Source organism: Crossiella cryophila (assembly GCF_014204915.1).
Taxonomy (GTDB): domain Bacteria; phylum Actinomycetota; class Actinomycetes; order Mycobacteriales; family Pseudonocardiaceae; genus Crossiella; species Crossiella cryophila.
In genome coordinates, this window is the sequence record NZ_JACHMH010000001.1 from 6,914,065 (window position 1) to 6,927,851 (window position 13,787).

12 protein-coding genes are annotated in these 13,787 nt (G+C 70.1%); 4 read left to right on the forward strand and 8 right to left on the reverse strand.

Annotated elements, in window-relative coordinates; translation table 11 throughout:
* Nucleotides 1-34: 34 nt before the first annotated feature.
* From HNR67_RS30195 to HNR67_RS30215, 5 genes are all read right to left on the reverse strand, one after another.
* Nucleotides 35-421: a hypothetical protein gene (locus HNR67_RS30195; RefSeq protein ID WP_185005572.1), complete on the reverse strand. Its 387-nt coding sequence runs from the start codon at nucleotides 419-421 to the stop codon at nucleotides 35-37.
* Between the two features lie 165 nt (nucleotides 422-586).
* Nucleotides 587-1,276, reverse strand: a complete 690-nt coding sequence (locus tag HNR67_RS30200) for a helix-turn-helix transcriptional regulator (RefSeq protein ID WP_185005573.1) — start codon at nucleotides 1,274-1,276, stop codon at nucleotides 587-589.
* Between the two features lie 120 nt (nucleotides 1,277-1,396).
* Nucleotides 1,397-1,687: a WXG100 family type VII secretion target gene (locus HNR67_RS30205; RefSeq protein ID WP_185005574.1), complete on the reverse strand. Its 291-nt coding sequence runs from the start codon at nucleotides 1,685-1,687 to the stop codon at nucleotides 1,397-1,399.
* A 34-nt stretch (nucleotides 1,688-1,721) separates the two neighbouring features.
* Complete coding sequence (locus HNR67_RS30210) at nucleotides 1,722-2,075, reverse strand: WXG100 family type VII secretion target (RefSeq protein WP_281403260.1); 354 nt, start codon at nucleotides 2,073-2,075, stop codon at nucleotides 1,722-1,724.
* A gap of 198 nt (nucleotides 2,076-2,273) precedes the next feature.
* The gene (locus HNR67_RS30215; protein ID WP_185005576.1) at nucleotides 2,274-2,903 is read right to left on the reverse strand and encodes a TetR/AcrR family transcriptional regulator; all 630 of its coding nucleotides are present in this window, start codon (nucleotides 2,901-2,903) and stop codon (nucleotides 2,274-2,276) included.
* An 86-nt stretch (nucleotides 2,904-2,989) separates the two neighbouring features.
* On the opposite strand from HNR67_RS30215, the gene HNR67_RS30220 reads away from it, so the two are divergent.
* A complete protein-coding gene (locus HNR67_RS30220) occupies nucleotides 2,990-4,480 on the forward strand; it encodes an FAD-dependent oxidoreductase (protein ID WP_185005577.1) in 1,491 nt (496 codons plus the stop codon).
* Between the two features lie 1,288 nt (nucleotides 4,481-5,768).
* On the opposite strand, the gene HNR67_RS30225 is transcribed toward HNR67_RS30220, so the two are convergent.
* Together HNR67_RS30225 and HNR67_RS30230 are read right to left on the reverse strand one after the other, a co-directional pair.
* Nucleotides 5,769-6,425: a GNAT family N-acetyltransferase gene (locus HNR67_RS30225; RefSeq protein WP_185005578.1), complete on the reverse strand. Its 657-nt coding sequence runs from the start codon at nucleotides 6,423-6,425 to the stop codon at nucleotides 5,769-5,771.
* Nucleotides 6,426-6,465: 40 nt separating this feature from the next.
* Complete coding sequence (locus HNR67_RS30230; RefSeq protein ID WP_185005579.1) at nucleotides 6,466-8,403, reverse strand: AfsR/SARP family transcriptional regulator; 1,938 nt, start codon at nucleotides 8,401-8,403, stop codon at nucleotides 6,466-6,468.
* Nucleotides 8,404-8,799: 396 nt separating this feature from the next.
* Here HNR67_RS30230 and HNR67_RS30235 point away from each other — a divergent pair, with 396 nt between their 5' ends.
* Genes HNR67_RS30235 through HNR67_RS30245 form a run of 3 tightly spaced genes read left to right on the forward strand, consistent with a single transcriptional unit; the run spans nucleotide 8,800 to nucleotide 12,813 of the window.
* On the forward strand, nucleotides 8,800-10,494 hold the full coding sequence (locus HNR67_RS30235) for a prenyltransferase/squalene oxidase repeat-containing protein (protein WP_185005580.1): 1,695 nt from the start codon (nucleotides 8,800-8,802) through the stop codon (nucleotides 10,492-10,494).
* Nucleotides 10,491-11,798: a cytochrome P450 gene (locus HNR67_RS30240; protein WP_185005581.1), complete on the forward strand. Its 1,308-nt coding sequence runs from the start codon at nucleotides 10,491-10,493 to the stop codon at nucleotides 11,796-11,798. The genes HNR67_RS30235 and HNR67_RS30240 overlap by 4 nt, the downstream gene beginning before the upstream one ends.
* Nucleotides 11,799-11,808: 10 nt before the next feature.
* Nucleotides 11,809-12,813 carry a polyprenyl synthetase family protein gene (locus tag HNR67_RS30245; protein ID WP_185005582.1) on the forward strand — a complete coding sequence of 335 codons (1,005 nt, stop codon included), beginning with the start codon at nucleotides 11,809-11,811 and terminating at the stop codon, nucleotides 12,811-12,813.
* Here HNR67_RS30245 and HNR67_RS30250 read toward each other — a convergent pair.
* Nucleotides 12,810-13,787 carry a UbiA family prenyltransferase gene (locus HNR67_RS30250; protein ID WP_185005583.1) on the reverse strand — a complete coding sequence of 326 codons (978 nt, stop codon included), beginning with the start codon at nucleotides 13,785-13,787 and terminating at the stop codon, nucleotides 12,810-12,812. The genes HNR67_RS30245 and HNR67_RS30250 overlap by 4 nt on opposite strands.

Below are 13,787 nucleotides of genomic sequence, written 5' to 3' on the forward strand. Positions count from 1 at the left end.
GGTGAAGGGGCCGCCCTGCGGCGGCCCCGACCAACTAGTCGGTAGACCCGCCGCCCTTGGCGGCCGGGTTGCTGGCATCGCCGATGCCGATCAGGGTGTTGACGTCACCCATCGCGCCGGCCACATACCGGCCGTAGTCACTGACCGTGATGGAGTTCAGTTCCTCGGCCTTGTCGTAGTCGGCCGCGATCTTGCGCATCGCCGCCGCGGTGTCGGTGATGGTCTTCTTGCCGGTGATGAAAACCTGGGTCACGGTGTCGGTGAGGCGGCCCGGCGCGTTGATGCTGTTGGCCAGGTTCACCGCGTTCGGAAAGGACCCGGCCCGGACGTTCACGCCATTGAGCTGGGCGACCGAGACATCGATGAGCGGGATGAGCTGCTCGATGTTCTCCGCGAATTTCCGCAACGCGTCCGGGCTCACCTTGATCTGCGGCCCGCCCCCGTTTCCGGTGCCCCCCGGAACCGGCGGACCTTTCGGCCCGAGGTCGAACAGCGGCGGGTGGTCGTCCGCACTCGGCGGCGGAGTGGTGGAGGCTGGTGGGATACCCGGCATGGCGACGAGTTCCTTTCCGGATTGCGCGGAACCTCAGATCGCGCCCACGCGCAGCGCATAGGAGACGGCGTGCGCCCGGTTGCGCAGTTCCAGGCGGGACATGAGGTCCTTGACGATTTTCTTGATGGTTCGTTCCGAATAGCTGAGGCTGCTGGCGATCCCGGCGGTTTCCTCGCCCTGGGCGATCAGCCGGATCACCTCGACCTCGCGGACGGTCAGCCCGCCCGCCGCCAGCCCCTGGGTGGCCAGCAGGTTGGTGCGCATGAACCGGGTCTCCTCGACCAGCCAGCGGGTCAGGCTGGCAGGCAGGACCGCCTGACCGCCGTGGCTGGCGATCACGGTCCGGATGACCTGGTGGGCGGTGACATCCCGGTACGGCAGGATGCTGACCACCCCGGCGCCGAAGAGCTGCGCCAGGTGGCGTTCCCGCAGCGGGCCCGCGACCAGCACGATGCACTGGCCGGGGCGCCGCGCGGCCGCCGACATCGCGGCCAGTTCGTCGACCAGGCTGTCGGTGACCATTTCACTGAAGACCAGCAGCACGTCTGCGAGAGCGCTCTCACCGGCAGCGAGAAGGCGCAGTTCGCGCGGCAGCGCGAGCGCTGGTTCGAGCTGGTCGGCCAGTCGCCGGTCGGCCGCGTGCACGGCCACCGCGATCCGGTCCGACCCGGGGTGCTGTCCTGCCCTGACCTCATCCGCCCTGCTGACCGTGACCACGCTCATCGGTGGCGCCCTTCTCCCTCGTCGGCGCTTCCCGGTGGCGCCGTGACATCAGGAAACCGGGCGCCTGTCAACAGCTCATCAACAAGTCGTGACAGCCGCCGCAACGGATGAAACAGCAGGTCAGCCGCCCAGTGCGTTGACGTTGGACTGCTCGGTCCGCACGTAGACGTCGTGGATGCTCTGCGCGGCGCCGCTGGCCACATCCAGCGTCCTCGGCATGGCCTGGGCCGCGGTGTTCCACTTCTTCTGCTGGATGTCGTACTGCGACTGGGCCTGGCCGGTCCAGGTCTTGAGGGTGGCCTGCAGGTCGGCCTCCAGGGTGTGCAGCTCCCTGGTCACGTTGTTGGCGGCCTCCTTGGCGATGTCGACGAGCTGCTGGAGGTTGGCCGGGGTGACTCCGTATCCGGACATGGTGGTTCCTTCCTGATTTCTCGGGCGCGCTGACTCAGAATCCGGGCAGTTCGATGGAGGCGAAGTTGTCGTTGAGCGCGCGATTCGCCTGCTCAGCCTCGTCGGTGGACAGGTTGTGCGCCTTGGCGTATTCGACGGCGGCGACATCCACCGCGCGCGCCAGGTCCAGCAGCGACTTGAGAATGACGTCCACCTCGTCGTCGAACTTCTGCATCGCGGCGATGTAGGTGGTGGAGGCGTCACCGGTCCATTGGCCACGCAGGGAGTTGACCCCGGTGTGCACCGGTTCGAGCAGTTTGTGCACGTTCGAGTTCGCCTGGTCAAGGCGGGTGACCGCGTTGGTCATGTTCTCGAGGACGACATTGATTTCGGACGTGGGTGCTGACATGGCACCGACCTCTTTCACTCGGCGAATGGGGTTGCCACGAGCACAAGGACACAAGGCCGGAAATCAACGGGCAAGCCGGAACGCCCACTGGTGCACCCGGGGTACCGCTTCCGTTCACCTGGAGCACCACGGAGAGTGACGGCGCTAACAACAACGGCCAGGCACGCAACCCCGGCGCCCGCCACCACTCAAGGGTTGCTACGCGGGCAGCTCAGCCCCGTCCCGCAGCAGCGCGAACGCCTCGGTGAGCGCGGCCACCGCCTCCGGGTACACCTCCGCCGCCGACCGACCGGCCGCGATCTGAACCGAGTTCTCCCACATCAGCAACGTCTCCAGGGCCCCGGCCTGCACCGCCACCAGCCGCGCCCGCCGGGGCGGATAACCGGCCGCGACCAGCGCGTCGGCCAGTAGGGCCTCGGCGTCCGTGGCATAGCGGCGCAGCCGGGCGGCCAGGCTCTCGGTGCCGGTGATCAACCGGTAGAACCGGACCACCTCGGGCAGGTCGCACAGCCCGGTGTTCGGGTCCTGGCGGCGCAACGCCTCCAGCCAGCCCCGCTCCAGCGCGGCCAGCGGCGACTCCCCCACCACCCGGGCCCGCACGTACCGCGCCGACTCGTCCTGGTGGTCGGCGAAACGCTGCACGACCAGGTCTTCCTTGCTGGGGAAGTACTTGAACAGGGTGCGCTTGGAGACCTCGGCGACCGCGGCCACCTCGGCGACGGAGACCTGGTCGAAGCCACGGTCCAGGAACAGCTCGATGGCCGCCTCCGCGATGGCCTCGCGGGTCCGCTGTTTCTTGCGTTCGCGCAGCCCTGCCGGTTCGCCCATCGGCACATCCTAGCCAACTCGTACACCCGGGGCATAAGTAGACCTGGTATACCTTGATACCGAGTGGACCTTTTGAAGGGAGTGTCATGCGAACTCAGGTGATCGTCGTGGGCGCCGGGCCGACCGGCCTGATGCTGGCGCACGAACTGCGGCTGGCCGGGGTGTCGACACTGGTGCTGGAACGACTGACCGAGCCAAACCCGCAGTCCAGGGCGGGCAGCCTGCAACCACGCACCGCCGAGGTGCTGGACCTGCGCGGCCTGCTCACGCCACTGCTGGACGGCGTGCCCCTGACCGGCCTGATCGGCGGCCACTTCGCCGCCCTGCCGGTCCCCCTGGACTGCACCCCGTGGCAAACCCGCTACCCCACCCCGGTGCCCGTCTCGCAGGGACGACTGGAGGAGTTCCTGGAACAGCGGGTGATCGCGAACGGCGGCGAGGTACGCCGCGGCACAGAGGTGCTCGCCGTCAGCCAGACCGAGCACGGCGTCCAGGTCAACACCACCACCGGCGACACCCTGCACGCGGACTACCTGGTGGCCTGCGACGGAGCGCACAGCACGGTGCGCAAACACCTCGCGATGGCCTTCCCCGGTCAAGCCGCCACGATCCGCTCGGTGGTCGCCGACATCGTCCTCACCAACCGACCGGTAGGGACGTCCGAGGGCGGCAGGCACTTCAGCGAAATGGTCCGCGGCACCAACGACTACTGGACGGTCCTGCACCCACTGGGCGACGGCGTCTACCGATTCATGTTCGGCAGCCTCACCGAACCGAGCCCGCCCAGGGACCAGCCGGTCACCGAGGCGGAGACCCGCGCCGCGCTGCAGGCGGTGTACGGCCCGGAGATCGACCTGACCGAGATCCGCGCCGCCTCCCGCTTCTCCAACGCCTCCCGCCAACTGACCAACTACCGAGCCAACCGGGTGTTCTTCGCCGGCGACGCCGCCCACATCCACCTCCCGGTAGGCGGCCAGGGCGTCAACCTGGGCGTACAGGACGCGATGAACCTGGGCTGGAAACTCGCCGCCCAGTTGAGTGGCCAGGCACCCGAGGGATTGCTGGACACCTACCAGTCCGAACGCCACCCAGTCGCCGCCGGCGTACTGGCCAACACCCAGGCCCAGGGCGTACTGCTCAACCCGGGCGGCGCCGCGGAGGTGGCCGCACTGCGCGACCTGATGACCGGGTTGTTGCGACTGCCGGAGGTCAACCGGCATCTGTCGGGCATGGTGTCCGGGCTGGACATTCGCTATGACCTGGCTGATGGCGCGGAGGAGTTGGTGGGCCGGCGGATGCCTGACCTGGATGTGGTGAGTGGTGGTGGGGTGGAGCGGGTTGCCGGGTTGACTCACGCGGGTCGTGGGTTGTTGCTGCGTTTTGACGATGGGGGGAGCGCGGGTGTGGTTGGGGGGTGGGCGGATCGGGTGGATCAGGTGGAGGTGAAGGCTGATGGGTGGCGGGGGTCGGTGTTGGTTCGGCCGGATGGGCATGTGTGTTGGGCGGGGAGCGGGGATGGGGACGGAGGACTGGGTGCCGCGCTGACTCGCTGGTTCGGCGCGCCGACCGGACGGTAGGTCGGGGGCGCGGGCGGGGCAGGGGCTGACACCGCGCCCGACCGGACGGTAGGTCGGGACGCGCGAGGGGGCTGATTCAGCCGCCGACCGACTGGTGGACAGGGGCGCGCGGACTGGTTCGGCTCGACGCCCCGACCGAACGGTTGGTCGAGGAGTCCGCAGGCCGGTTGCAGCCCGACCGAACGGTTGGCCGACGAGACCGCGGCTCGATTCACAGCCCGACCGAACGGTTGGTCGGCGAGGGCGCAGCTCAACCCACAACCCGACCAAACGGTTGGCCGACAAGAGCACAGCTCGACCCACAGCTCGACCAAACGGTTGGTCGGCAAGACCGCAGCTCAACTCACAGCCCGACCAAACGGTTGGTCGGCAAGAGCCAGCTCGGCCCACACCCCGACCGAATGGTTGGTCGGCAAGGGCGCGGGGCGACACTTGCGGCCCAACCGAACGGTTGGCCGGGACGCACGAGTGGGCTGTTGCAATTGCCCACCGAACGGTAGGGCGTGACGCGGGTCGGTCGCCCCTGGCACTGGGTAAGCAGAGCGGCGCACCCCTGCCTGGCCCGCGGCCCGACCGAGCGGTTGGTTCAGATACAGACGCGCCGGCCGATCCCGCGCCCCGACCAATCGGTAGACAGGCGGGTGATGCGGGCTGACCGCCCCTACCGCTTGGCAGGCGAGCGGCCCGGCCCCGCCTGATTTGGCGCCCTGACCGAATGGTTGGTTGAGGCGTCGGGGCGGATAGATTCCGCGCCCCGACCGAACGGTAGGTCGGGGCGCGGATGCAGGCTGACCGCACCGACTGCCCCCACCGCCTGGCAGGCTGAACGGCACGACCCGCCTAACTCGTCGGCCTGACCGAACGGTTGGTCGAGGCGCTGGGCGCTGACCGATCCAGCGTCCCAACCGAACGGTCGGCAGGGGTGCGCGGCGCTGGGCGGTTCAGCGCACCGACCAGGCGGTAGGCGACGGTGCGCGATGCCGATGGTTCGGCGCACCAACCAAGCGGTAGGCAACGGTGCGCAATGCTGGTGGTTCGGCTCACCAACCAAGCGCTAGACAACCGTGCGCGATGCCGACGGTTCGGCTCACCGACCGAACGGTTGGACGGGAAACGCGACATGGGCTGACTCGACGTCCCGACCGAACGGTCGGCAGAGGCCCGCAGCACTGAGGGGTTGGGCGTCCGGGCCTGTGGTTGGGTGTCCCGGCCTACCGATCGGTCGGGACACCCAACGTCGGCTGGTTTCGTACCCCGACCAACCGGTTGGTCGGGGCGCGCTACAAAATCAGGTCGCGGGGCGGGGGCTGGTGGCCATGACCACGGTGGCCTGCGCGGTCCAGCCCAGCTTGGTGTACAGCCGTTCACCATCCGGACTGGCGAACAGAATGCCCGTGGTCGCGCCCCGGTCCACCGCCTCCGCCATCAGCTCCCCCATCACCACGCTGCCCAGACCCCGGCGACGGTGCGCATCAGCAGTCTCGATCTTGTCCGGGATCACATCCGTGCCGATCACCCCGGCCAACCCACTGGCGGCGACCTCCCCCGACTCGTGGCGCACCTCGGTCGAGATCACCCTTCCCGTCACCGTGGTCCGGCAGGTGTACCCGGTGGGAGCGGATCGCCGCGGATGCGTTGCCGCGTCCCGCGTCATGATCCACTCGCGGTAGCCCCGAATGGTGAGCCCAGCCGCGCGTAGGACCTGCTCGACCTCGTCCGGGTGGTGGGTGGGAACCGTGAGCAGGGTTGGTTCTTCTTGGGTGGCGACTACTTCCGCCAGGGGGCGGACGGAGTCTGGGGGTGCTTCGATGTGCAGGGTGATCAGCTCGCGGTGGCGGTCTGGTTGGGCGAGGAGGAAGTCCAGGGCGCCGTGGGACTCCAGGGGTGGGGTCCAGCCTCGGCATTCGCTCCAGCCTTGTTGCCAGCGGCGGATCAGTTCGGTCATGCGGGGATCATCTCTCAGGCGGGGGCCGGGGGTGGGGGAATTACGGGTCCTCGGCTTGGGCGCGTTCGGTGGCGTAGAGGCGGAGTAGGTCGTCGAGGGTGTAGCTGCCTGCGGGGGCGGCTCGGATGAGGTGTTGGGCGGCCAGGCGGTCGAGCATGTGGTCGGCGTCGTGGGAGGTGCCGTCGATGAGCGCGGCCACGGTTTCGCCGGAGAAGCCGCCGTGCACCAGGCTCAATCGGCGGAACAGGCGTTGGGTGGCCAGGTCCAGGGTGCCGTAGGAGTGGTCGAAGGCGGCGCGCAGGGACAGGTGTTGGTCGCTGTCGACCTCCAGTGCTGCCAGGCGGTTTCCGTTGTGTAGGGCCAGGACGTAGTCGGCTATGCGGTGGTGGGGGTGGTTGACCAGGTTGGCGGCGGCGGCGCTGAGCGCGAGGGGGAGGTGGGCGCAGAGGCGGGTTAGTTCGGCCGCGGCTTTGGGTTCGGCTCGGACTCGGTCGGGGCCGAGCATGCGGGCCAGGGCACGTAGGGAGTCGACTGGGCTGAGGACGTCCAGGTTGAGTAGGTGGGCGCCGTCGCTGGCGGCCAGGCTGCCTAGGCGGTGTCGGCTGGTGATCACCACGAAGCAGCTCGGGCTGCCGGGCAGCAGGGGGCGGATTTGGGCGGGGTGGGCGGCGTTGTCGAGTAGTACCAGTACTTTTCGGCTGGCGAGCAGGGTGCGGTAGAGGGCGGCTGCCTCGTCGGCCTCGGCTGGGACTTCGTCAGCGGGGACGCCGAGGGCGCGCAGGAATCGGGCCAGCACCCGGCTGGCCGAGACGGGGGCGTTGCCGTGCAGGTTGACGAAGAGCTGGCCGTCCGGGAAGCGGCCGCTGGCCCGGTGCGCCCAGTGCACGGCCAGGGTGGTCTTGCCGACGCCTGCCGCGCCGACGATGGCGGCGGCGTTGACCGTGCCCGCGCCGATGTTCTCCGCGCCGGCGAGGAAGGCGTCCAGCTGGGCCAGATAACGGTCCCGCCCGGCCAGGCCGGGGGTGTCGCTGGGGAGCTGAGTGGGCACCGGGGCGCCGGGATCCCTTGGTGTGGCACGGGAAACGGTGACGGGTGGCAGCGGCAGCTCGCCGCGCAGCACCCGCAGGTGCGCCTCCTGGATCTCCGCGCCGGGGCCCACGCCCAGTTCCTCGGCCAGGCGGGCCCGGATCTCGGTGAACAACCGCAGTGCCTCGGCCTGTCTGCCGCAGCCGGCCAGGGCGAGCATCAGCCTGGCGTGCAAACCCTCGTGCAGCGGCTCGTCGTGCACCAGTGGGCGCAGTCGTTCCACCGCGGGTTCGTGCCTGCCCAGGGCGATGGACAGATCGGTATAGGTGAGCAGCGCGGCCAGGCGGCGCTGGGACAACGCGATCGCGGCCGGGTGCTGCCGCAGCCGGGGTCCGAGGTCGACCAGCACCGGGCCGCGCCAGCGGTGCAGGGCCGAGTCGAACAGTTCCAGCGCCGCGCCCGCGTCCTCGGCGGCACGTTCGGCGTGATGCACGAGTTCGTCGAACTCCAGCAGGTCGAGTTGACCGGCTTCCACCGGCATCCGGTAGCCGTCGCGGACCGCGGTGATCACCGATCCCCTGGCCCGGCCCTCGCGGCCGGGTTGCAGGCCGCGGCGCAGCCGGGAGACGTAGGAGTGCACCAGTCCGGCGCAGGTGCGTGGCGGGTTGACGCCCCAGAGGACGTCGATGATCTCGTCCCGGGTGACCACCCGATCAGGTTGCAGGGCCAGCAGGCCCAACAGACATCGTTGTTTGAGCGGACCGATGTCCACTGGCCGGTGTGCCTGGTAGACGGTGAGCGGGCCGAGGATGTTCAGCCGCAGTGGCTTGCGGCCGCGTGGCGGGGTGCCGCCGCGTGGCCGGACCAGTTCCCGCCGGGCGCCGACTTCGGCCCGACCTTCCCGCAGTACTTCGCCTGATCTCCTGGTTAACGAACCATGTTCCAATGTCACGCCCGCAGCCCCCAGCCCTGGCGTTATGCCCTCCGACCACCGCACGACCTCAACAAGTGGCCAATACTGCCAGAGCGCGGACGCATTGACTACGCTTCTCCCCCGATCTCAGTTAGTTGATAGCATCGAAATAATCCGGTTATCGTGATCTTAAGGTTCACGCCGCACTGCCCTCCACCGCGTTTCCACTGCTGCAGCCGGGTGCAGCCAAATGCAGAACCTCCGGCAAAACCCCAGCTCAGAGCCTGTTGCAGTGCGGCAGGCAGACGGGTGACCGGCTCCAGTTCCGGTCCAGCCGGGCGGCCAGGCGATCTCGGTACGGTAATGACCGGGCTCCTTACCTGAAACATCGGCAAATTGGGGTGGCCGCGCATGGTTTTTGTGAACGAGCCAGTTGTGAATTCCACGGAGCTGACCGGGCGCGCGAGCGTGGGCGTGCACAAGGCCGTCGAGAATTTGTATACGCGGCAGCGCCCGGACGGCGCCTGGACGGACCGGCTTTCCTCCTCAACGGTCTCCACCGCACTGGGTTTGCTGGCACTGGCCAAGGCCGATCGGGAGCGGTACCGCGAGCGCCTGGAGCGCGGTATGGACTGGCTGCGTGCGCACCAGCGCGCCGACGGCGGCTGGAGCATGGCCGACGCGCACCCGCCGAGCAGCCCCGGCATGACCGCTTTCGCCATCGCCGCCTGCCACGAACTGGACCCCGAGGGCTGCCGCGAGCGGATCGCCAAGGGGTTCGCCTTCATCGAGGCCAACGGCACCGACGCGGTCATCCCCGGCATGCGCGGCCCCGGCCCGAAAACCTGGCCTGCCGCCGCGCCGTTCGCGCTGTCCCTGGTGGGGCTGCGGGACATCACCGAGCAGCCGACGCTGCCGGTGGAGGTGATGTTGCTGCCGCCCAGGCTGCGCAACAAGGTCTCCATCGGCATGCCCGCGGTGCTCGCCCTCGGCCTGATGCAGGCCAGGGTGTTGCCCGCCAGCCCGCCGCGCCGGCTGCTGCAACGCCTGGCCCAGCCGCGGGCGCTGGCCTGGCTGCGCGCGGTGATGGCGCCCAACGGCGGCGTGGAGGAGTGCCCGATGCTCTCCGCGCTGATCTTCCTCGGGCTGCAGGCCGCCGACCTGGGCCCTGACCTGCAACAGGGTTCGCTGGACTACCTCCTGGACACCCAGCGCGAGGACGGCTCCTGGGCGATCGACCGCGACCTGGAGATCGCGGTGACCTGCTACTCCGTGCTCGCCCTTGCCGAGCACACCGACGTCGCCGCCGACCCTCGGCTGCGGCCCACCAGGGACTGGCTGCTCTCCACTCAGTGGACCGAACCCTTCCGCCCGTTGAAGATCCCGGCGGGTGGCTGGTCCTGGAACGTGCCATCGGGCTGGCCGGAATCCGAGGACACCGCGGTGGTGCTGTCCACCCTCGGCCTGCTCGGCCTGGACCGCACGCACCCCGGGGTGGCGGCCGGACTGCGCTGGCTGCGGGTGCGGCAGAACCGCAACGGCTCCTGGTCGGAGTGGGTGCGCAACTCCTTCATCCTCAACGACAAACCGTGCACCGGGGTCACCGCGCACGTGCTGATGGCCATGCACCAGCACAACGAGCCGCGCTCGCGCTGGGCGCCGATCGACCGCGGTCTGCGCTGGTATGAGAAGGACCAGCTGCCGGACGGATCGTTGCCCTCGCTGTGGTTCCGGGACGGCACGCACGGCACCGCCAAGGTGCTGGAGACCTACGCCGAACTGGGCATCCCGCAGGATCCGGTGGCCCGGCGGGCAACACAGTGGCTCTGGGACAACCAGGCGCCCTCGGGTGGCTGGCCGTTGAGCGTGCAGACCAGCGCGCCGGGTGAGACCGCCGAGGAGACCGCGTGGGCGGTGTACTCGTTGCTGCGGGCCGGGGAATCGCCGTGGGACCCGAGGGTGCTGCGCGCGGTGGACTGGCTGCTGGATCGCCAGGACGAGCAGGGCAGCTGGGCGCCGTCACCGACCGGGCTGTACTTCGAGGACCTCTGCTACAGCGACGACCTGATCACGCACGCCTACACGCTGCGGGCGCTGGCGCGCTGGCTGCGGCAGGCCGAGCGGACATGACCGGGCTCCCGCCGGGTCCGCGCACACCGGTGCTCGCGCAGACCGTGCTCTCCGCGGTGCGGCCACTGGCCTTCGCCGAGTCCTGCCGCCGAAAATACGGGGATCTGTTCACCATCAAGGTCTTCCCGGTCGGCACGGTGGTGTGCGCGGCCGATCCGGCGGTGATCCGGCGCGCGGTGACCGCGGAGTCCTCGACGCTGCTGGCCGGGGACGCCAACCGGGTGATGGACTTCGTGGTCGGGCCGCGCTCGGTGCTATTGCTGGACGGGCCGGAGCACGTGCGCTGCCGCCAGGTGCTGCTGCCACCCTTCCGCGGGCCCAGTGTGGTCGCCTACCAGGACACCATCGCCGAGATCACCGCCGAGGCGGTGCGGGACTGGCCGGCCGGGGTGCCGGTGCGGTTGATGCCGCGGATGCAGCACCTGACCCTGGAGATCATGATGCGGGTGGTCTTCGGCATCACCGACCTGCGCCGGCTGGCCGGGTTGCGTGCGCTGGTGCCGCAGCTGCTGCACATGAACCCGGCGGTGGTGCTGTTCCCGTTGCTGCGCAAGGACTGGGGCCGCTGGAGTCCGGGTGGCAAGTTCGCCAGGGTGCGCAACGCGGTGGACGAGATCCTCTTCGCCGAGATCGCCCGACGGCGGCGCGAGGACACCGACAGCACCGACGTGCTCTCGCTGCTGCTGCGGATGCGGCACGCCGACGGGCAGCCCGCCACCGACGAGGAGTTGCGGGACAATCTGATCACCGTGCTCGCGGTCGGCCACGAGACCACCGCCACCACGCTGTCCTGGGCCTTCGAGCGCCTGGTCCGGCACCCGGAGTCGTTGGCCCGCCTGGAAAGCGAGCTGGACGGCGGCGAGTACGGCTACCTGGACGCAGTGATCAACGAGACGCTGCGGGTGCGGCCGGTGGTCGGCGACATCGCCCGGATCCTGGCCGCCCCGGCCACCATCGGCGGCTACCGGCTCCCCGCCGGGATCATGCTCGCGCTCTCCCTCGGCCTGCTGCACTCCAGTCCGGAGCGCTACCCGGAACCGGCGGTGTTCCGGCCGGAGCGCTTCCTCGATCAGCCGCCGGGACCGGAGTTGTTCCTGCCCTTCGGCGGCGGGCCGCACCGGTGCCTCGGCGCGGCCTTCGCCATGACCACCATGCGCACGGTGATCGCCACCGTGCTGGCGCGGACCCGGCCCCGGGCGGCGGCCCCGGGGGCGGAACGGCAGCGGGCACGTGGCCCGGTGCTGGCGCCCGCCAGAGGGGCGGAGGTGGTCCTGCACCGCCGCACGGCTTTCCGGACCAGGTGAGGAGCACAACATGCAGTCAGCTGATCCCCGACCCGAGCTGGTGCTGGCCGGGCTGGCCGAGGCCGCCGAAGAGAAGTTGCGCACCCGCTGGTCCCGCACGTCCAGCCTGCTGAGCACCATGTGCCACTACGCTTTGGTGCCCTCCGGCAAGTTGTTCCGGCCCATCCTGCTGCTGGAATCCGCCTGCGCGGTGGGCGGATCGGCGGAGATGGTGCTGCCGGCGGCGGTGGGCGCGGAGTGCGGGCACGTGGCCAGCCTGATCCACGACGACATCATCGACGGCGACGAACTGCGCCGCGGACGTCGTTCGGTGCACAGCCGGTTCGGCGCGGGCAACGCGATCGTGGCCGGGGACGCGCTGATCTTCGACCTGTTCGCCGGGCTGGCCGAATGCCGGTGGACCGGGGTGCCGGACAGCCGGGTGGCCGCCGCGCTGGAGGCGGTGGCCCGCTGTGGACTGGACCTGTGCCGGGGGCAGAGCATGGAGGAGGAACTGTGCCGGGGCCTGCGCTTCGACCTGGACTCCTACCTGACCATGATCCGGCTCAAGACGGCCGCGTTCTTCCAGGGCGCCTGCGAGAGCGGCGCGATCCTGGCCGGTGGCACGCCGGAGGAGGTGGAGGCGCTGTCCCGGTACGCCCTGGCGCTGGGCACCGCCTTCCAGATCCAGGACGACATCCTGGGCTACACCAACACCACCGAGGAGATGGGCAAGGACAACACCAGCGACAGCCGCAACGGCCGGCTGACCCTGCCGGTGATCCTGGCCTACCGCAACGGCGGCCACCCCGAGCGGCGGCTGTTGCGGCAGGCGCTGACCGGCGAGGAGGAGCTGGGGCACCGGCACGAGCTGATCCTGGACCTGCTGGACCGGACCGGCGCGCTGGCCGCGGCGAGCAAGATGGCCTGGCACTACGCCGAAGCCTCCGGCACCGCCCTGCTCCGCCTGCCGCCCTCGCCCAGCCGGGACCGGCTGGCCCTGTTCGGCCAGCTGGCCATCGACCGGGACCGCTAGCGGCGCAGGCTGGGGTGGTCGCGCCGGCGCATGAACGCCCGTGCCACCCCGGTCAGCACCACCGCGGGGGCCAGCACCGCCACCGCGAGCCCTGGCCTGCCGGACACCGCGATGAAGCCGGTGGCCAGCACCAGGCGCTCCCCCACCAGGATCTCGTGCGCCCGCAACGCGGCGAGCCGCGGAATCGGGCGCGGGGCCCGGGTGAGGCGGAGTTGGCAGAGTGCGCACAGGGGCAGGGCGAGGGCCAGGAACGGCCACAGCCAGCCCAGGTCCAGCCGATCGGCCAGCAGCAGCGGCCAGCCGACGGCCAGGGCGATCCAGAGTCCATTGAGGACAGTCAGCATCCGCAGCGAGGCGGCGTCGCCGTGGCGCACCGGGTAGGTCCGGTAGCCGCCTTCGCGGTCGCTGTCGGTGTCGCAGAGCGCGCCGACCAGGTTGGAGGCCGAATCGTGCAGCCAGAACGCCAGTGCCAGCGGCAGCAGCTCCCACGGTGGTATCGCGGTGCTCGCCGTGGTGCCCACCAGGAAGGCCAGTGCGGTCGGCACCCCGCGCATCAGGTTCCCGGCGATGCCGCGGGCTTTGAAGGTGCGGCTGTAGGAGATCCCGGAGACCACCGCGATCGCGCCGAGCACCAGGTTGAGCGGGTTGAGCACGATGGCGAACACCAGGCCGAGCACGATGGTCAGGACCATGCCGGTGAACGCGGTGCGCGGGCTCATCCGACCGGACGGGATGGGGCGGTGTGGTTTGGCGGTGGCGTCGAGTTCGCGGTCGAAGTAGTCGCCGCCGTACAGCGACGCGATCCAGCCGCAGGTGGGTGCGGCCCAGGCGGCGAACAACCGCCAGGTGTCCGGGTCGGTCTGGCCGAGGCGGGCGGCCAGCACGGCCCCGGCCAGGCCGACCAGCCCGGCGTAGAACATCGAGTCGGGGCGGCAGATCTCCAGGTGGGCCAGCAGGACCCGTCGGGCGTTCAC